This is a genomic window from Streptomyces sp. B93 (assembly GCF_018070565.1).
GTDB lineage: Bacteria > Actinomycetota > Actinomycetes > Streptomycetales > Streptomycetaceae > Streptomyces.
The window spans coordinates 25,379-42,397 of record NZ_JAGPXL010000040.1 but is presented as its reverse complement, the minus strand read 5'-3'; the positions used below and the strand labels follow the sequence as shown (position 1 = coordinate 42,397).

Here is a 17,019-nt window from a genome sequence, read left to right as displayed (position 1 = left end):
CAGCCGATGTCAGCTCGCGTAGTCACCGGTCAGCGCCGCGCCCGTGGTGTGATCGCCACGGTCGGTGATCTCTCCGGCCACCCAGGCGTCCACGCCACGGTCGGCGAGGGTCGCGAGAGCCACGTCGGTGGACTCCTCGGGGACGATCGCGATCATGCCGACGCCCATGTTCAGGGTCTTCTCCAGCTCCAGCCGTTCGACGTCGCCGGTCCGGCCGACGAGGTCGAAGACCGGGGCCGGGGTCCAGGTCGAGCGGTCGACGGTCGCGTGCAGTCCGTCGGGGATGACCCGGGCGAGGTTGGCCGCGAGCCCGCCGCCGGTGATGTGGCTGAAGGCGTGCACCTCGGTGGTGCGGGTCAGGGCCAGGCAGTCCAGCGAGTAGATCTTGGTCGGGACGAGGAGTTCCTCACCGAGGGTGCGGCCCAGGTCGGCGATCTCCGCGTCCAGCGACAGGCCCGCCTGGTTGAGCAGGACGTGCCGGACCAGCGAGTACCCGTTGGAGTGAAGGCCGGAGGACGCCATGGCGATCACCGCGTCACCCGTGCGGATGCGATCGGGGCCGAGCAGCCGGTCCGCCTCCACGACGCCCGTACCGGCGCCCGCCACATCGAAGTCGTCCTCGCCGAGCAGGCCCGGGTGTTCGGCCGTCTCGCCGCCCACCAGGGCGCATCCGGCCAGGACACAGCCCTCGGCGATGCCCTTGACGATGGCGGCGACGCGCTCGGGGTGGACCTTGCCGACGCAGATGTAGTCGGTCATGAACAGCGGTTCGGCGCCGCACACCACGATGTCGTCCATGACCATCGCCACCAGGTCGTGGCCGATCGTGTCGTAGACGCCCAGCCGGCGGGCGATGTCGACCTTCGTGCCGACGCCGTCCGTGGCGGAGGCGAGCAGCGGACGCTCGTAGCGCTTGAGGGCGGAGGCGTCGAAGAGTCCGGCGAAACCGCCGAGGCCGCCGAGGACCTCGGGGCGCTGGGTCTTCTTCACCCACTCCTTCATCAGCTCCACCGCGCGGTCGCCCGCCTCGATGTCGACGCCCGCTGCTGCGTAGCTGGCACCAGTTGTCTCAGACATGGCTTTGAGAACCTTCGTGTCGTACGGCAGGTATTGCGGGCGCCTATGGGCGACGGATGGCGTCGGCGGCGGCCGTGGCGGCGGGCCCGGCGGCCAGCTCGGTCTCCAGCAGCTGCTTGCCGAGCAGCTCGGGGTCCGGCAGCTCCATCGGGTACTCGCCGTCGAAGCAGGCACGGCACAGGTTCGGCTTGGCGATGCTGGTCGCGTCGATCATGCCGTCGAGGGAGATGTACGCCAGCGAGTCGGCGCCCAGCGAGCGGCCGATCTCGTCGACCGACATGCCGTTGGCGATCAGCTCGGCGCGGGTGGCGAAGTCGATGCCGAAGAAGCAGGGCCACTTCACGGGCGGCGAGGAGATCCGGATGTGGACCTCGGCGGCGCCCGCCTCGCGGAGCATGCGGACCAGGGCGCGCTGGGTGTTGCCGCGGACGATGGAGTCGTCGACGACGACCAGCCGCTTACCCTTGATGACTTCCTTCAGCGGGTTCAGCTTCAGGCGGATGCCGAGCTGGCGGATGGTCTGCGAGGGCTGGATGAACGTACGCCCGACGTAGGCGTTCTTGACCAGGCCGGCGCCGAAGGGGATGCCGGAGGCCTCCGCGTAACCGATCGCGGCCGGGGTGCCGGACTCCGGGGTCGCTATGACCAGGTCGGCCTCGACGGGGGCCTCGGCGGCGAGCTTGCGGCCCATCTCCACACGGGACAGGTAGACGTTCCGCCCGGCGATGTCCGTGTCCGGGCGGGCCAGGTACACGTACTCGAAGACACAGCCCTTGGGCTTCGCTTCCGCGAATCGGGAGGAGCGCAGACCGTTCTCGTCGATGGCGATGAACTCGCCAGGCTCTATCTCGCGGACGAAGCTGGCGCCGACGATGTCGAGGGCGGCGGACTCGGAGGCGACCACCCAGCCGCGCTCCAGCCGGCCGAGGACCAGGGGGCGGATGCCCTGCGGGTCGCGGGCCGCGTAGAGCGTGTGCTCGTTCATGAAGATCAGCGAGAACGCGCCGCGGACCTTCGGCAGGACCACGGGGGCCGCTTCCTCGACGGTCAGCGGCTTGCCGTCCTCGTCGACCTGGGCCGCGAGCAGCGCGGTCAGCAGGTCGGTGTCGTTGGTGGCGGCCACGCGGGTGGAGCGGCCGTTGTCCTTGGGCAGGTCGGCGACCATTTCGGCGAGCTGCGCCGTGTTGACCAGGTTGCCGTTGTGGCCGAGCGCGATGGAACCGTGCGCGGTGGCGCGGAACGTCGGCTGGGCGTTCTCCCACACGGAGGCGCCGGTGGTCGAGTAGCGGGCGTGTCCGACCGCGATATGACCCTGGAGCGAACCGAGCGAGGTCTCGTCGAAGACCTGGGAGACCAGGCCCATGTCCTTGAAGACGAGGATCTGGGAGCCGTTGCTGACCGCGATTCCCGCGGATTCCTGACCCCGATGCTGGAGGGCGTAGAGCCCGAAGTAAGTGAGCTTTGCGACCTCTTCGCCCGGAGCCCAGACACCGAAGACGCCGCAAGCGTCCTGGGGGCCCTTTTCGCCGGGAAGCAGATCGTGATTGAGTCGACCGTCACCACGTGGCACGGCTCCGAGTGTAGGCGAGATCGACCACTGGTCCGAATTGGGGAATCCGTGCGACAGATCGGTGTGAAGTGCCTCACATGTCGGCGTTGGTGCTGACGCTCTCACCGTTTGCGCTGGTCAGCGTGAGGCTGCGGTGATCGAGGCGGTAGTCGACCTTGCTGTCGAAGAGGCCCAGCAGCCGCTTCTCCAGTTCCATGAGTGAGGCGTCGCACATCCTTCGGGTGGTGGACGGCGTGCCCAGGGTGATGGTGCCGTCGCCGACCGTGGCGCGCGCGGTGACCCGGTTGCAGCCGACGCTCCCGGTGACCTTGCCGGTCTTGTCGTCGAAGGTGAGGTGCGCCCTGCCCTCGGTGCCGGACGGCAGGGACTGGCTGGTCTCGCCGCTGCCGAGCCCGGTGACGGTCCAGCGGGTGCCGTACAGCGGGGCGTCCTTCTCCTCGGTCAGGCGGACGGTGTCGCCGGAGCCGGTGGTGAGGGTGAGGTGGCCGTCGGCCGCCTTCGCCCGGAGGGTGTCGTCGAGGAGGGTGCGGGCGAGGTGCTCCTCGAAGTTCAGGTCGTCGCAGCCCATCTCGGTGGAGGCCGCGTCGGAGAAGCGGATGCGGTCGCCGTCGATGCTGGCCCGGGCGCTGAAGTGGTTGCAGCCGTAGTTGCCCTGGGCCCTGCCGCTGTCGTCGATGTGGACGCGGGCCGCGGCGGGCGCCTTGTGGGTGGTGCCGTCCACGGTGACGCTGTCGACCGTCCAGTGGACGCCGGTCAGGGGGCTGCGGGGTTCGGCCGAGTCGCCGCCCCGGCCCGTGTCCCCGGCCTTCTCGGTGCCGCAGGCCGCGGCCAGCGGGAGGAGGGCGAGGGCGGTGACGGTAAGGGTCGTGCGGTGCGTCTGCCTGTCCATGCCGCTTCGACGGGGCGGGTGGGGTGGTTGGTTCCCGGTGCCTTCGTCAGGAGAGCAGCGGGAGGAGCGCCGCCAGGTCGGCCCGCTCGCCGCTGGCGCTGACCTTGGCGTCCGCGATGGCGTCCGGCCAGGTCAGCCGCCCGGTGGCCAGCCGGACCCAGGTGAGCGGGTCGGTCTCGACGACGTTGGGCGGGGTGCCGCGGGTGTGCCGGGGCCCCTGGACGCACTGGACCACGGCGTACGGCGGGATCCGCACCTCCGTCGCGCCGCCGGGGGCCTTCGCGGCGAGGGCGTCGGCGAGGAGGCGGGTGCAGGCGGCGAGGGCCTGACGGTCGTACGGGATGTCCAGGCCGGCGACGGCGGCGTTCAGGTCGTCGGTGTGGACGACGAGTTCGACGGTGCGGGTGACGACGTAGTCGTCGAGCGGGAGGGCGCCCGCGCTGGTGGGGAGGAGGCGGGTGCCGGGGTGGGCGTCGAGGTCGGTGGCGAACTGCCGTTCGACCTCGGTGAGGTGTGCTTCGAGGTCGGGGTGCCGGTCGGCCAGGTGCTGGGCGCGTTCGGCGATCTCGGGGGCGTCGGCGACGATCGCGGACGGCCAGTCGAGGAGGGCGCCGTCGCGCCGGGCGGGCTCCGGTTCGTCGAGCAGCCGGTGCACGGCCGCCAGCGCCATCCCGACGTGCGCCACCAGCTCCCGCACGGTCCACTCCCCGAGCCTCGTCGGCAGCGCGAGCTGCTCGGGGGTGAGCGTGCGGACGGCCGCCCGGACGTTGCCGAACTGGGCGAGGACGGCGGCGCGGGTCTTGGCGGGGTCGTAGGCGCGGGGGCGCTTTCGGGCTGGCGGCATGGGGGTGAGCCTATGAGGTGGGGAAGCCGGGCGTCTCCCGGAATGCGAGGCGCCCTCCGGTGAGACTGACGGCGAAGGCCCCGCACGCACTCGTGCGGGGCCTTCGGGTGCCGGCCGTCAGGCCAGCAGGGCCGGGATCGTGCCCTCGTGGGCCTCACGCAGCTCGGTCAGGGTGAGGGAGAACTCGCCCTGGACCTCGACCGTGTCGCCGTCGATGACGCCGATGCGGGTGGCGGGCAGGCCGCGGGCGCCGCACATGTCGTTCAGGCGGACCTCCTCCGAGCGGGGGACGGCGACGATCGCGCGGCCCGCGGACTCGGAGAGCAGGAAGGTGAACGCGTCGAGCCCGTCCGGTACGACCAGCCGCGCGCCCTTGCCGCCGAGCAGCGCCGACTCGACGACCGCCTGGATCAGACCGCCGTCGGACAGGTCGTGCGCGGCGTCGATCATGCCGTCGCGGGAGGCCGAGATCAGGACCTCGGCGAGCAGCCGCTCACGCTCCAGGTCGACCTCGGGCGGCAGCCCGCCGAGGTGGTCGTGGACGACCTGGGACCAGGCCGAGCCGCCGAACTCCTCCTTGGTGTCGCCGAGGAGGTAGAGGAGCTGGCCCTCTTCCCTGAAGGCGACCGGGGTGCGGCGGGCGACGTCGTCGATGACGCCCAGGACCGCGACGACCGGCGTCGGGTGGATGGCGGCCTCGCCCGTCTGGTTGTAGAGGGAGACGTTGCCGCCGGTCACCGGGGTGCCGAGCTGCTGGCAGGCGTCCGCGAGACCGCGTACCGCCTCGGCGAACTGCCACATCACCGCCGGGTCCTCCGGCGAGCCGAAGTTCAGGCAGTCGGAGACGGCGAGCGGCTTGGCGCCGGTCGTCGCCACGTTGCGGTAGGCCTCGGCGAGGGCGAGCTGGGCGCCCTTGTACGGGTCCAGCTTGGCGTACCGGCCGTTGCCGTCCGTGGCGATGGCGACGCCGAGGCCGGTCTCCTCGTCGATGCGGATCATGCCGGAGTCCTCGGGCTGGGCGAGGACGGTGTTGCCCTGCACGAAGTGGTCGTACTGGGACGTGATCCACTTCTTGGACGCCTGGTTCGGGGACGCGACCAGCTTCAGGACCTGGGCCTTCAGCTCCTCCGCCGTCTCCGGGCGGGGCAGCTTGTTGGCGTCGTCCGCCTGGAGGGTGTCCTGCCAGGCCGGGCGGGCGTAGGGGCGCTCGTAGGTGGGGCCCTCGTGGGCGACCGTGCGGGGGTCGACGTCGACGATCTTCTCGCCGTGCCAGTAGATCTCCAGCCGGTCGCCGTCCGTCACCTCGCCGATGACGGTGGCGATGACGTCCCACTTCTCGCAGATGGCGAGGAAGCGGTCCACCTTGTCCGGCTCCACCACCGCGCACATGCGTTCCTGCGACTCCGACATCAGGATCTCCTCGGGGGAGAGCGTCGAGTCGCGCAGGGGTACGTCGTCCAGGGTGACGGTCATGCCGCCGGAGCCGTTGGACGCCAGCTCGCTGGTCGCGCAGGACAGGCCCGCGGCGCCGAGGTCCTGGATGCCGACGACGAGCTTCTCCTGGAACGCCTCCAGGGTGCACTCGATGAGCAGCTTCTCCTGGAAGGGGTCGCCGACCTGGACGGCCGGGCGCTTGGACGGCTTGGCGTCGTCGAAGGTCTCGGAGGCGAGGATGGAGGCGCCGCCGATGCCGTCGCCGCCCGTGCGGGCGCCGTACAGGATGACCTTGTTGCCCGCGCCGGACGCCTTGGCGAGGTGGATGTCCTCGTGCCGCATGACGCCGATGCATCCGGCGTTGACCAGCGGGTTGCCCTGGTAGACGGCGTCGAAGACGACCTCGCCGCCGATGTTGGGCAGGCCCAGGCAGTTGCCGTAGCCGCCGATGCCCGCGACGACGCCCGGCAGGACGCGCTTGGTGTCGGGGTGGTCGGCGGCGCCGAAGCGCAGCGGGTCGACGACGGCGACCGGGCGGGCGCCCATGGCGATGATGTCGCGGACGATGCCGCCGACGCCGGTCGCGGCGCCCTGGTAGGGCTCCACGTACGACGGGTGGTTGTGCGACTCCACCTTGAAGGTGACGGCGTAGCCCTGGCCGACGTCGACGACGCCCGCGTTCTCGCCGATACCGACGAGGAGGGCGTCGTTCTCGGGGGCCTTCTCGCCGAACTGGCGGAGGTGGACCTTGCTGCTCTTGTACGAGCAGTGCTCGGACCACATCACGGAGTACATGGCGAGTTCGGCGCCGGTGGGGCGGCGGCCGAGGATCTCCACGACCCGCTCGTACTCGTCCTTCTTCAGGCCGAGTTCGGCCCAGGGCAGCTCGACGTCGGGGGTCGCGGCCGCGTGCTCGACCGTGTCCAGAGGCGTCCTGCTCATGCGGTGACCAGCTTCTTGAGGATCGAGGTGAAGAAGGGCAGGCCGTCGGTGCGGCCGGTGCCGATCAGCGGCTCCACGGCGTGCTCGGGGTGCGGCATCAGGCCGACGACGTTGCCCGCCTCGTTGGTGATGCCGGCGATGTCGTTGAGCGAGCCGTTGGGGTTGAAGTCGAGGTAGCGGAAGGCGACGCGGCCCTCGGCCTCCAGCTGGTCCAGCGTGTACTGGTCGGCGACGTAGCGGCCGTCCATGTTCTTGAGCGGGATGTGGATCTCCTGCCCGCTCTCGTAGTCGCTGGTCCAGGCGGTGGACGCGTTCTCCACCCGCAGCTTCTGGTCGCGGCAGATGAAGTGCAGGTGGTCGTTGCCGAGCATGCCGCCGGGCAGCAGGTGGGCCTCGGTGAGGACCTGGAAGCCGTTGCAGATGCCGAGCACCGGCAGTCCGGCCTTCGCCTGGTCGATGACGGTCTCCATCACCGGCGAGAAGCGGGAGATGGCTCCGGCGCGCAGATAGTCGCCGTAGGAGAAACCGCCAGGCAGGACAACGGCGTCGACCTGCTTGAGGTCCTTGTCCTTGTGCCAGAGGGCGACGGGTTCGGCACCCGCGAGGCGGATCGCGCGCTGTGTGTCCCGGTCGTCGAGGCTGCCCGGGAAAGTGACGACGCCAATACGAGCGGTCACTTGACGGCCTCCGCGACTTCCTCCACCTTCACGGTGAAGTCCTCGATCACGGTGTTGGCGAGGAAGGATTCCGCGAGCTCATGGATGCGGGCGAGGACGGCCTCGTCGACCGGTCCGTCCACTTCGAGTTCGAATCGCTTTCCCTGACGTACGTCGGAGATGCCGTCGAAACCCAGCCGCGGCAGTGCGCGCTGCACCGCCTGGCCCTGGGGGTCGAGGATCTCCGGCTTGAGCATGACGTCGACTACGACGCGTGCCACTGGCACTCCCGGTGGTGTGGTGCTGAGCAGGTTCCTGCCACTGGCTTCAGACAGGTCTCTTCAGACTACCCGCACAAAATTTCTACGCGGGTAGATTTGGAGGAAACTACGGATCACTTGGACATGCACCCCACCGCGATCATGCAGATCATCACGATCCCGCATCGAAGAGGGCACCGAAGAGGGCCGTTCATGAAAAGTTCCGGGAAAGATCCCGAATCTCCCAGGCGAAACCTATTGCGCTCGGACACGCGGGGAGATTTAGTCAGGCTTCACATTCGTTTGCCGGGCACTGTACAAATGAATTGGCAATAGCCGATACTCGGCACGTCATCGCAGTTGAGCGGTATAGATGTGCCGCACGAAGGGACCGATATTCGTGGCGCAGAAGGTCGTGGTCACTCTCTTTGACGACATCGACGGCTCGGAAGCGGCGGAGACCATCGCCTTCGGACTCGACGGCAAGTCGTACGAGATCGACCTGAATGAAGCCAATGCCAGCAAACTGCGGAAGGCCCTGGAGCCGTACGTGGAGGCCGGCCGCAAGCGGTCGAAGTCCGGCAAGGCCTACCGGCAGACGGAGGTCGCCCCCGACCCGGCGGCCGTCCGTGCCTGGGCACAGGCCAACAAGATGGACGTCCCGGCCCGCGGCCGGATTCCCAAGAAGGTCTACGAGGCGTTCGCCGCGGCCCGCTGAGGCATGCGGCGGCCCCGGCCCGCCGACGGCCGGTCAGACCGCCCTCGGCAGAGCCGACTTGCGCGGCACCCCTGGTGATCAGCTAGAGTCTGGAGCACGCCGCGGGGCGGGGCCGGAAAGCCCAGCTCACGGAGCGTGCGGGTGTAGTTCAGTAGTAGAACATCCCCCTTCCAGGGGGAAGGCGCAGTGTGCGATTCCTGTCACCCGCTCTGCATCGCCGGTCCGACCAGTGTTCTGGATCAGGTAGGCTGGTGCTCGCACCGATCAGTGAAAGCTGGTCGGAGGTAATGCGGACGTAGCTCAGTTGGTAGAGCGCAACCTTGCCAAGGTTGAGGTCGCGAGTTCGAGCCTCGTCGTCCGCTCCAGATCGAAGGCCCCGGTCCAATGGACCGGGGCCTTCGTCGTTGCCCCACAGCCTTCTGACATTTGTCATGGTGAGCGGTGACAGCGCGCACTGCCGTCCGGCTCTGAACGCCGGGACGCTGAAGGCATGACGACAAGCGAACACGAGCACGTGATCGAGGTCACCGACCTCCGGCGTGTGTACGGGGGCGGGTTCGAGGCCGTACGCGGGATCACGTTCCACGTGAAACATGGCGAGGTCTTCGCGCTGCTCGGCACCAATGGCGCGGGCAAGACCTCCACGGTGGAGTTGCTGGAAGGGCTGGCGGCACCGGCCGGGGGCCGCGTGCGGGTGCTCGGCCATGACCCGTACCGGGAGCGGGCCGCCGTACGGCCGCGCACCGGGGTGATGTTGCAGGAGGGCGGGTTCCCCTCCGAACTGACCGTCGCGGAGACCGTGCGGATGTGGGCCGGGTGCACCAGCGGGGCGCGGCCCGGCGCAGAGGTGCTCGCGCTGGTCGGCCTGACCGAGAAGACCGGCGTACGGGTCAAGCAGCTGTCCGGAGGCGAGCGGCGGCGGCTGGATCTGGCGCTCGCGCTGCTCGGCGAGCCCGAGGTGCTCTTCCTCGACGAGCCCACGACCGGGCTGGACGCCGAAGGGCGCCGGGACACCTGGGAGTTGGTGCGGGGACTGCGGGACGCCGGTACGACGGTGCTGCTGACCACCCACTACCTGGAGGAGGCGGAAGGGCTCGCCGACCGGCTGGCCATCCTCCACGAGGGGCGGATCGCCGCCGCCGGGACACCGGCCGAGGTGACGGCCGACCGTCCCTCGCGGATCTCCTTCGAGCTGCCCGAGGGGTACTTCGTGGGCGACCTGCCGCCGCTCGCCGGGCTGGGGGTGAGCGGCCATGAGGTCGAGGGCCGGGTCGTCCGGCTGCGGACGCGGGACTTGCAGCGCACGGCCACCGCGCTGCTGCGGTGGGCGGAGGAGAGCCGGGTCGAGCTGCGCAGGCTGGACGCGCGGTCGGCCTCGCTGGAGGAGGCGTTCCTCGGGATCGCGCGGGAGGCCGCCGCCGGGGCGGGCATGCCGGGAGCGAAGGAGTTCGTGCGATGAGCGGTGCCGTCACCACGCCGGGCGGGCGGATGGCCGCCCTCGCACGGGCCGAGCTGACGCTGTTCGGGCGCAGCCGGGGCACGGTCTTCGCGGCCCTTCTGGTGCCGCTCGCGTTGCCCTTCACCCTGCGGTCCGCGACGGAGGAGATGGACCTCGCGGAGGAGGGGCTGACCGTCGGGCTGGTGCTGCTGCCCGCCGCGATCGGGTTCTCGCTGCTGTTCGCGGTGTACGGCACGCTCGTCTCCGTCTACACGGCCCGTCGTGAGGAACTGGTGCTCAAGCGGCTGCGGACCGGTGAGCTGCGGGATGCGGAGATCCTGACCGGGGCAGCGCTGCCCGCCGTCGTCACGGGTCTGGTGCAGTCGCTGCTGCTGGCGGCCGGGTGCGCGCTGCTGCTGGATCTGCCCGCGCCCCGGGCGCCGCATCTCGGCGTGCTGGGGCTGCTGTTGGCGCTGCCGCTGTGTGCGGCGCTGGCCGCGGTCACCGCGACGGTGACCCGGACCGTGGAGAGCGCCCAGGTCACCACCTTGCCGCTGATCTTCGTCTCGATGATCGGCTCCGGGATCGCCGTACCGCTGGAGCTGCTGCCCGACCGGATGGCCTCGGTGTGCGAACTGCTGCCGCTGTCCCCCGCCATCACGCTGGTGCGGGGCGGCTGGACGGGGAGCCTGTCGGGGTACGAGGCGCTGGGGGCGCTGGCGACCGCGCTGGCCTGGACGGTGCTCGCGGTGTTTGCTGTACGGCGGTGGTTCCGGTGGGAACCGCGGCGCTGAGGCGCGGAGTACGGGGACCGAGGGCTGGGAGTTGGGTGTGGCCGGGGGTGCACAAGCGCGTACGGCGCGGGGCTGGTGGCGGCGTAAGAGCACCCCGGCGAAGGTGGAGACGTACACCCGGTGGTCGTACCACTTCTTCGGGGTGGCCGAGGTCGTCTCGGCCGGGGTGCCCGCCGTGGCACAGGCGGGGGTGCGCGTCGGCGGGTTGCTGATGCTGTTGGTGCTGGCGCACGCCGGGCTCGGCGCGGTGACCGCGGCGCGGGCGCTGGACTGGACCCGGGGGCGGCGGGAGCAGCCGACGCGGCTGCTGTGGTCGCTGGGGGTCTTCAGCGCCGCCATCGCCGTCACCGCGATCGGGACCGGTCAGCACGGCCCGGACGGTGAGGGGGTCGAGGAGGCGGCCGGTGCGGTCTTCTCGGTCGTGCTGATCTTCGGTGCGGGGGTCATCGCGCTCGGGGTGCGGCGGCGGGCCCGGGTCTTCGGGATGGTCGGTGGCTTCGCCGTCGGGGCCGGTGCCGTGATGTTCCCGTTCGGGATGCCCGCGGCCGCCGCGCTGGGCTCGTCGCTCGCCGTACTGCTCGGTGCCGGGTTCCTCGCGTTCACCTCGGTGTTCTCCGTGTGGCTGCTCGACGCCGTCTATGAACTCGACGAGGCTCGCGAGACCCGGGCCCGGCTCGCGGTCGCCGAGGAACGGCTGCGGTTCGGGCGCGATCTGCACGATGTGATGGGCCGCAACCTCGCGGTGATCGCGCTCAAGAGCGAACTGGCCGTGCAGTTGGCGCGGCGTGGGCGGTCGGAGGCCGTGGAGCAGATGGTCGAGGTGCAGCGGATCGCGCGGGAGTCGCAGCGTGAGGTGCGGGATGTCGTACGGGGGTACCGGGAGGCCGATCTGGGGGTCGAGATCGCGGGGGCGCAGGGGGTGCTGACGGCGGCCGGTATCGAGTGCCGGGTGTCGGGGGTGCCCGAGGGGCTGCCCGCCGAGGTGCAGTCGGCGTTGGGCTGGGTGGTGCGGGAGGCCACGACGAACGTGCTGCGGCACGGGGACGCCAAGCGGTGTGAGGTGGGGTTGCGGGTGCGGGAGGGTCAGGTGGTACTGACGGTGGAGAACGACGGCGTGGGCGAGGGGATGGTCGACGGCTCGCCTGGTGCGGGCGGCGGCTCGGGGCTCGTGGGGCTGCGGGAGCGGTTGGCCGCGGTGGGCGGGTCGTTGGCGGCGGGCGCCGGGGACGGGGATGTGTTCCGGCTGGTGGCCGAGGTGCCGGTCCGGCCGGCCGGGGAGGCGACGGCGTGACGGTGCGGCTGCTGCTCGCCGATGACGAGCACCTCATCCGGGGGGCGATGGCCACGCTGCTGTCGCTGGAGGAGGACCTGGTGGTGGTCGCGGAGGCGGCGAGCGGTCCAGAGGCGCTGGCGATGGCGCGGGCGCACCGGCCCGACGTGGCCGTGCTGGACCTCCAGATGCCCGGGGCGGACGGTGTGAAGGTCGCCACATCGCTGCGGGCGGAACTGCCCGGCTGCCAGGTGCTGATCGTGACCAGCCACGGTCGGCCGGGGCATCTGAAGCGGGCGCTGGCGGCCGGGGTGCGCGGGTTCGTACCGAAGACGGTCAGTGCCGAGCGGCTCGCGGAGATCATCCGTACGGTGCACGGCGGAAGCCGTTACGTCGACCCCGAGTTGGCGGCGGACGCGATCTCCGCCGGGGACTCGCCGCTGACCGTCCGGGAGGCCGAGGTGCTGGAGCTGGCCGCCGACGGAGCGCCGGTCGCGGAGATCGCCGAGCGGGCGGCGCTGTCGCAGGGCACCGTGCGGAACTACCTGTCGTCGGCCGTGTCCAAACTCGGGGTGGAGAACCGTCATGCGGCGGTGCGGCTCGCACGGGAGCGCGGTTGGGTATAGTTGCTCTCGCGCCACGGCGCAACGCGGACGTAGCTCAGTTGGTAGAGCGCAACCTTGCCAAGGTTGAGGTCGCGAGTTCGAGCCTCGTCGTCCGCTCCAGATGGAAGGCCCCGGTCCAGTGGACCGGGGCCTTCGTCGTGCCTACGACCAGCTGGTGCCGGTGAGGCGCTCGTACGCCTCCACGTACTTGGCGCGGGTCGCGTCGACGACCTCCCGCGGCAGCGGCGGCGAGGGCTGCTCGCTCCCCCGGTCCCAGCCGGAGGCACCGGAGGTCAGCCAGTCACGGACGTACTGCTTGTCGTACGACGGCTGCGCGCGGCCCGGCTGCCAGCGGTCGACGGGCCAGAAGCGGGAGGAGTCCGGGGTGAGCACCTCGTCGGCGAGGACCAGGGTCTCGCCCTCGAAGCCGAACTCGAACTTGGTGTCGGCGAGGATGATCCCGCGCTCGCGGGCGATGTCCCGGGCCCGGCTGTAGACGGCGAGGGTGGCCTGCCGCAGCCGGGCGGCGGTGTCGGCGCCGACCTGGCGGGCGACCTCCTCGTAGGACACGTTCTCGTCGTGCTCGCCGACCTCCGCCTTGGTGGCGGGGGTGAAGATCGGGGCGGGCAGCTCGGAGCCGTCGACCAGGCCCTCGGGGAGGGCGAGGCCGCAGACCGTACGGGACTGCTCGTACTCCGCGAGGCCGGAGCCGGTGAGGTAGCCGCGGGCCACGCACTCCACGGGGACCATCTGGAGGGACTTGCACACCAGGGTGCGGCCCGCCCAGTCGGCGGGGGCCCCCTCGGGCAGGTCGGTGCTCAGCACATGGCTCGGGACCAGGTCGGCGAGCTGGTCGAACCACCACAGGGAGAGCTGGGTGAGAACGCGGCCCTTGTCGGGGATCTCGGTGGGCAGCACCCAGTCGTAGGCGGAGATGCGGTCGCTGGCGACCATCACGAGGTCGCCCGCCTCGTTCTGGTACAGCTCGCGCACCTTTCCGGTGTGCAGATGCACCAGACCCGGAACCTGGATCGGTTCGGGCTTCTCGACGAATCCGGACACGGTTCCTCCCCGTGGTTCTGTCCAATGGGTCGATTGTCCCGTACGGGGGATTGCTGGTGGGCAGCGGGTCGGGTCGGCCGCCCGGGCAGCGGGTCGGGTCAGTCGCGTTTGCAGATGCGGTCCAGGAGATTGGCGGTGGCGCGCTGGACCCGGGGGTCGACGTGGCCCGGGCGGTCCAGGGCCGGGGTCCAGGCGAAGGTTCCGGATGCGAACACCCAGGCGCCGGACGGGGCCCGGTACAGGGATGTCTCCTGGTGGCGGAGGGCACCCTCGGAGTCGGTGTACGGGGAGTGGGCGAGCAGGATGCGCTCGTCGTGGCCGGGCAGCGGGGTGCGGGGGAAGTAGCGGTCGGCCGCGCCGGTGACCAGTCCGTCGATCTCGTCGCCCTCATGGGCGCCGGTGGCGTCCCACAGCCAGTGACCGGCGTTGCGGACGATCAGCGGGTGCGGCTCGGGGACCCGGCCCTGGTACTGGATGCCGATCAGCTGCTGCTCGGCGCGGTCGATCTCCCGCCACAGCACCGGTCTGCCCGGGCCTCGGCGGGTGCGGCGGGTGAGCAGGCGGCCGGGGACGCCGGAGGGAGAGGGGCCCAGGTCCACCTGCCAGTACATGGTGTGGGCGGAGAGGAAGACCAGGGAGGTGCCGTGGTCGCGGGCGCGTTCCACGGCGCCGCGCATGTTCGCCGACCAGTGCTCGTCGTGCCCCGGGAAGACCAGGCCTCGGTACCGGGTGGGGTCGATGTGGCCGGAGTGCAGGTCGCGGGCTTCGGCGTAGGCGAGGTCGTAGCCGTACCGCTCCGACCAGCGGATGAAGTCGTAGGCGTGCCCGACGTGCAGCGGCAGGCCCGCGCCTGCGTACGGGCGGTCGAAGGAGACGGTCGTCGCGGCGTCGGTCTCGCCGAGCGGACGGCCCTCCTCGTCCCAGGCGTGGTAGAAGCTGGCGCCGGTCCGGCCGTCCTGCGGGTAGAGGTTGTAGGCCTGCCAGGTCACGTCCGGGAGCACCAGGAGCAGGTCGGCCGGGTGCTCGTCGCGGACCGTGAAGGGGACGTGGGAGCGGTAGCCGTCGGCGGTGGTGAGGACGGCGACGTACGCGCCGACGTTCCAGTACGACGGGATCTGTAACCGCCAGGAGAGCCACCAGTGGTGGCAGGAGACGGTGCGGTCGGCGGTGAGCGGGGGCGGCTGGACGATGCCGGAGAGGCGGGGGCTGGCGGTGATCTTCGCGGCGCCGTCACCGGCGTAGTGGCCGATGCGGTAGACGTCGACGCCGAACTCCTGGGGCGGATCGACGGTGATGTGGAAGTCGATGGCCTCGCCGGGGGCGGCGGCGCCGGTGGACGTGAAGCCCTTGATCTGGCGCTGGACGTCGTCCGCGGCGCGGAGGGAGGACGTCGCCTCGCCGTGCAGCCAGGGGACCGGGCCCTGGCCGAAGGGGTCCGTCACGGCGGGCGCCAGTGCTCCCGGCTCCGGGACGCGGACCTTTTCCGACCCCATGGCTGGTTCCCTCCCCTTGCCCCCGTGGGTGTGATGTGTCGTATGTCGTGAGCCCTTGCCAGGTGCGCGTTCGGTCCAAGCACATCACATTGCGCACGCACCCTCTCACTGGTCGTTGTGAATTGACCGAAAGTGGAAGGCCGGGCTCCGGTCGGATGTCACCCGGCGTGTGGGCCGGTGGGTCAGACGAGGCGGACCGGCTTCTCGGGGCGTATGCCCGTTTCCGTCAGCCACTGCCGCAGGGGGCCGGGGTCGCCCTCCTCCAGCAGGCTGAGGACTCTGGGGGCGAGGTCGGAAGCGCGTTCGCCCTTGAGGAGGAGGGACGGGCCGTCCAGCCAGTCGAGGCCCGGGGTCGCGCCCGCGGTGTCCATCGCGGCGCAGCACACCATCGCCGTGACGTGGTCGGCGAGCAGTTCGCGTGGGGTGCGGGGCGGCTGGAGGGGGAAGAGCGGGAGGGCTCCGTCGCCCCAGAGGTCGGGGTCGCGGGAGCCCGCGGGGCCGGGGGCGGCGGGGCCCGGCACGGGGGCGATGGCCGCGGCGGCGGCCTCCTCGCGGGCCAGCTCGGCACCGAGGCTTTCGGCCAGGGCGGCGCAGCGGGCGGTGGTGGAGGAGGGGTCGCGCTGGTTGTCCTGAGGGAGCGGTGTCTCGTGGGCCGCAAGGTGGTCGAGGATGCGGGCGAGGGTGGGGGCCGCGGCGGACGGGCCGGTGCGGCGGACGCCGAGGGTGTCCAGGACGCGGTGCAGCCGGGCGGCGTCGGTGCGCCACTTGCGGTCGACGACCTCGTCCGGATAGTCGTCCCACTCGACCGGGGACCAGTCGGGCCCGGGGCCGGCGGGGCCGCCGTGGAAGAGACGGGCGGCGAGGAGTGAGGCGGCCTCGTCCACCGTGCCGGGCTCTTCCAGCAGGTCACAGGCGGGGCGCTCGCCGAGGCGGGAGGCGAAGCCCTCGGCCAGCCGGTCCCGCCGGGACAGCTCGGTGAGGGCGGCCACGACGCCCGCGTCCAGCCGGGACGGCCAGCGGCCCATCCGCCAGGCGGGCAGCGCCACCCGGGTCAGCAGCCGGTCCCAGCCCGCGTACGCCAGCCCGACCTGTTCCTGGGCGACGATCCGCAGGCCGTAGTCGACGGCCTGGGCGCGCTCGGCCGCGGCGGCGGCGACCCCGCGCTCCATCTCGGCGGCGTGCTCCCGGCAGCCCCGCAGCAGTAGCCGGGCGACCCAGCCGACGCCCGCGTGCAACGGCCGGAACGGCGATCGCGCGGAGGTGCCCCGGGCCGGCGCCGAGACGACGGCGACCGCCGCGTCCAGACCGCGGACGAAACGCCGGGCCGCGGCTATGTCGGGGTGCGCGGAGGGTCCCGTACCCGCGACGACCGGCGCGAGGACCGCGCGCAGTTCGCCGACCCGCATCCACCACAGGAACGGGGAGCCGATGACGAGGACCGGGGCGGCCGTCGTACGGCGCTGGTGACCGCGGCCCTGGAAGCGCTCCTCACCCGTCAGCCGCTCGTTCTCCGGCGGGGGAGGGCCGTGGGCCGGGTGGGTGCGGTCCTCCAGCCAGCTGTCGCAGTCCGGGGTGAGCGCTATGGCGGAGGGGGCGGGCACGTCGAGGCGGTCGGCCAGGTCGCGGACCATCCGGTACAGGTCGGGGGCCGCGTCCTCGGTGATCGGGACCGTCGGGCTCACGGCGGGCCGGGCGCGGGCGACGACCAGCGCGATACCGCCCGCGGCCAGCAGCACGACCACGGCGACCACGCCCACGATCCACCGGGCCGCGTCCCAGCCGCCGCCGACGAGATGGCCGGTGGAGCCGCCGGCGAACAGGATCACCGCGACGGCGGCGGGCAGCACGGCCACGGCCAGCGCCCTGCTGCGGACCCGCAGCACGGCCAGCGCCCGGGACCGCGCGGCCTGCGCGCCTGCCTCCGCACCCATACCGGTCATGACCGGACCTCACCCCCTCCCTGCTGT

15 protein-coding genes and 3 tRNA genes are annotated in these 17,019 nt (G+C 71.6%); 8 read left to right on the top strand and 10 right to left on the bottom strand.

The window, feature by feature from the left end:
• Positions 1 to 9: 9 nt before the first annotated feature.
• From purM to purS, 7 genes are all read right to left on the bottom strand, one after another.
• Entirely contained in the window at positions 10 to 1,077 is a 1,068-nt protein-coding gene (gene purM, locus KBY47_RS28585) for a phosphoribosylformylglycinamidine cyclo-ligase (protein ID WP_210925991.1), read from the bottom strand.
• Between the two features lie 43 nt (positions 1,078 to 1,120).
• Complete coding sequence (gene purF / locus KBY47_RS28580; protein ID WP_210925990.1) at positions 1,121 to 2,647, bottom strand: amidophosphoribosyltransferase; 1,527 nt, start codon at positions 2,645 to 2,647, stop codon at positions 1,121 to 1,123.
• Between the two features lie 73 nt (positions 2,648 to 2,720).
• Complete coding sequence (locus tag KBY47_RS28575) at positions 2,721 to 3,536, bottom strand: META domain-containing protein (RefSeq protein ID WP_210925988.1); 816 nt, start codon at positions 3,534 to 3,536, stop codon at positions 2,721 to 2,723.
• Positions 3,537 to 3,582: 46 nt separating this feature from the next.
• On the bottom strand, positions 3,583 to 4,380 hold the full coding sequence (locus tag KBY47_RS28570) for a maleylpyruvate isomerase family mycothiol-dependent enzyme (protein ID WP_210925986.1): 798 nt from the start codon (positions 4,378 to 4,380) through the stop codon (positions 3,583 to 3,585).
• A gap of 117 nt (positions 4,381 to 4,497) precedes the next feature.
• Positions 4,498 to 6,756 (bottom strand): phosphoribosylformylglycinamidine synthase subunit PurL, encoded by a 2,259-nt coding sequence (gene purL, locus KBY47_RS28565; RefSeq protein ID WP_210925984.1) that lies wholly within the window; start codon positions 6,754 to 6,756, stop codon positions 4,498 to 4,500.
• Complete coding sequence (gene purQ, locus KBY47_RS28560) at positions 6,753 to 7,433, bottom strand: phosphoribosylformylglycinamidine synthase subunit PurQ (protein ID WP_210925982.1); 681 nt, start codon at positions 7,431 to 7,433, stop codon at positions 6,753 to 6,755. The genes purL and purQ overlap by 4 nt, the downstream gene beginning before the upstream one ends.
• Positions 7,430 to 7,693, bottom strand: coding sequence for a phosphoribosylformylglycinamidine synthase subunit PurS (gene purS / locus KBY47_RS28555; protein ID WP_210925980.1), 264 nt, complete (start codon positions 7,691 to 7,693; stop codon positions 7,430 to 7,432). Before purS ends, purQ begins: the two co-directional genes overlap by 4 nt.
• A gap of 379 nt (positions 7,694 to 8,072) precedes the next feature.
• Here purS and KBY47_RS28550 point away from each other — a divergent pair, with 379 nt between their 5' ends.
• From KBY47_RS28550 to KBY47_RS28515, 8 genes are all read left to right on the top strand, one after another.
• On the top strand, positions 8,073 to 8,390 hold the full coding sequence (locus tag KBY47_RS28550) for an Lsr2 family protein (protein WP_210925970.1): 318 nt from the start codon (positions 8,073 to 8,075) through the stop codon (positions 8,388 to 8,390).
• A gap of 137 nt (positions 8,391 to 8,527) precedes the next feature.
• A tRNA-Gly gene (locus KBY47_RS28545) sits at positions 8,528 to 8,599 on the top strand.
• An 80-nt stretch (positions 8,600 to 8,679) separates the two neighbouring features.
• Positions 8,680 to 8,755, top strand: a tRNA-Gly gene (locus KBY47_RS28540).
• A 125-nt stretch (positions 8,756 to 8,880) separates the two neighbouring features.
• Positions 8,881 to 9,849 (top strand): ABC transporter ATP-binding protein, encoded by a 969-nt coding sequence (locus KBY47_RS28535; protein ID WP_210925968.1) that lies wholly within the window; start codon positions 8,881 to 8,883, stop codon positions 9,847 to 9,849.
• On the top strand, positions 9,846 to 10,622 hold the full coding sequence (locus KBY47_RS28530) for an ABC transporter permease (protein WP_210925965.1): 777 nt from the start codon (positions 9,846 to 9,848) through the stop codon (positions 10,620 to 10,622). Before KBY47_RS28535 ends, KBY47_RS28530 begins: the two co-directional genes overlap by 4 nt.
• Before the next feature lie 37 nt (positions 10,623 to 10,659).
• Positions 10,660 to 11,913, top strand: a complete 1,254-nt coding sequence (locus tag KBY47_RS28525) for a histidine kinase (protein ID WP_210925963.1) — start codon at positions 10,660 to 10,662, stop codon at positions 11,911 to 11,913.
• On the top strand, positions 11,910 to 12,518 hold the full coding sequence (locus tag KBY47_RS28520) for a response regulator transcription factor (RefSeq protein WP_210925961.1): 609 nt from the start codon (positions 11,910 to 11,912) through the stop codon (positions 12,516 to 12,518). Before KBY47_RS28525 ends, KBY47_RS28520 begins: the two co-directional genes overlap by 4 nt.
• Positions 12,519 to 12,541: 23 nt before the next feature.
• Positions 12,542 to 12,617, top strand: a tRNA-Gly gene (locus KBY47_RS28515).
• A gap of 42 nt (positions 12,618 to 12,659) precedes the next feature.
• Here the strand turns inward: KBY47_RS28515 and KBY47_RS28510 are convergent.
• The 3 genes from KBY47_RS28510 to KBY47_RS28500 form a co-directional block, all read right to left on the bottom strand.
• Positions 12,660 to 13,559, bottom strand: coding sequence for a phosphoribosylaminoimidazolesuccinocarboxamide synthase (locus tag KBY47_RS28510; protein ID WP_210925959.1), 900 nt, complete (start codon positions 13,557 to 13,559; stop codon positions 12,660 to 12,662).
• Positions 13,560 to 13,657: 98 nt separating this feature from the next.
• Positions 13,658 to 15,052: a N,N-dimethylformamidase beta subunit family domain-containing protein gene (locus KBY47_RS28505; RefSeq protein WP_210925958.1), complete on the bottom strand. Its 1,395-nt coding sequence runs from the start codon at positions 15,050 to 15,052 to the stop codon at positions 13,658 to 13,660.
• A gap of 182 nt (positions 15,053 to 15,234) precedes the next feature.
• Positions 15,235 to 16,992 carry a hypothetical protein gene (locus tag KBY47_RS28500; protein ID WP_210925956.1) on the bottom strand — a complete coding sequence of 586 codons (1,758 nt, stop codon included), beginning with the start codon at positions 16,990 to 16,992 and terminating at the stop codon, positions 15,235 to 15,237.
• Between the last annotated feature and the right edge of the window lie 27 nt (positions 16,993 to 17,019).

Excerpts from the sequence above, each read along its gene's own strand:
- KBY47_RS28530 (WP_210925965.1), top strand. The coding sequence starts at position 9,846 with ATGAGCGGTGCCGTCACCACGCCGGGCGGGCGGATGGCCGCCCTCGCA.
- purL (WP_210925984.1), bottom strand. The coding sequence starts at position 6,756 with ATGAGCAGGACGCCTCTGGACACGGTCGAGCACGCGGCCGCGACCCCC.
- KBY47_RS28570 (WP_210925986.1), bottom strand. The coding sequence starts at position 4,380 with ATGCCGCCAGCCCGAAAGCGCCCCCGCGCCTACGACCCCGCCAAGACC.
- purM (WP_210925991.1), bottom strand. The coding sequence starts at position 1,077 with ATGTCTGAGACAACTGGTGCCAGCTACGCAGCAGCGGGCGTCGACATC.
- KBY47_RS28575 (WP_210925988.1), bottom strand. The coding sequence starts at position 3,536 with ATGGACAGGCAGACGCACCGCACGACCCTTACCGTCACCGCCCTCGCC.
- KBY47_RS28505 (WP_210925958.1), bottom strand. The coding sequence starts at position 15,052 with ATGGGGTCGGAAAAGGTCCGCGTCCCGGAGCCGGGAGCACTGGCGCCC.
- KBY47_RS28535 (WP_210925968.1), top strand. The coding sequence starts at position 8,881 with ATGACGACAAGCGAACACGAGCACGTGATCGAGGTCACCGACCTCCGG.
- KBY47_RS28500 (WP_210925956.1), bottom strand. The coding sequence starts at position 16,992 with ATGACCGGTATGGGTGCGGAGGCAGGCGCGCAGGCCGCGCGGTCCCGG.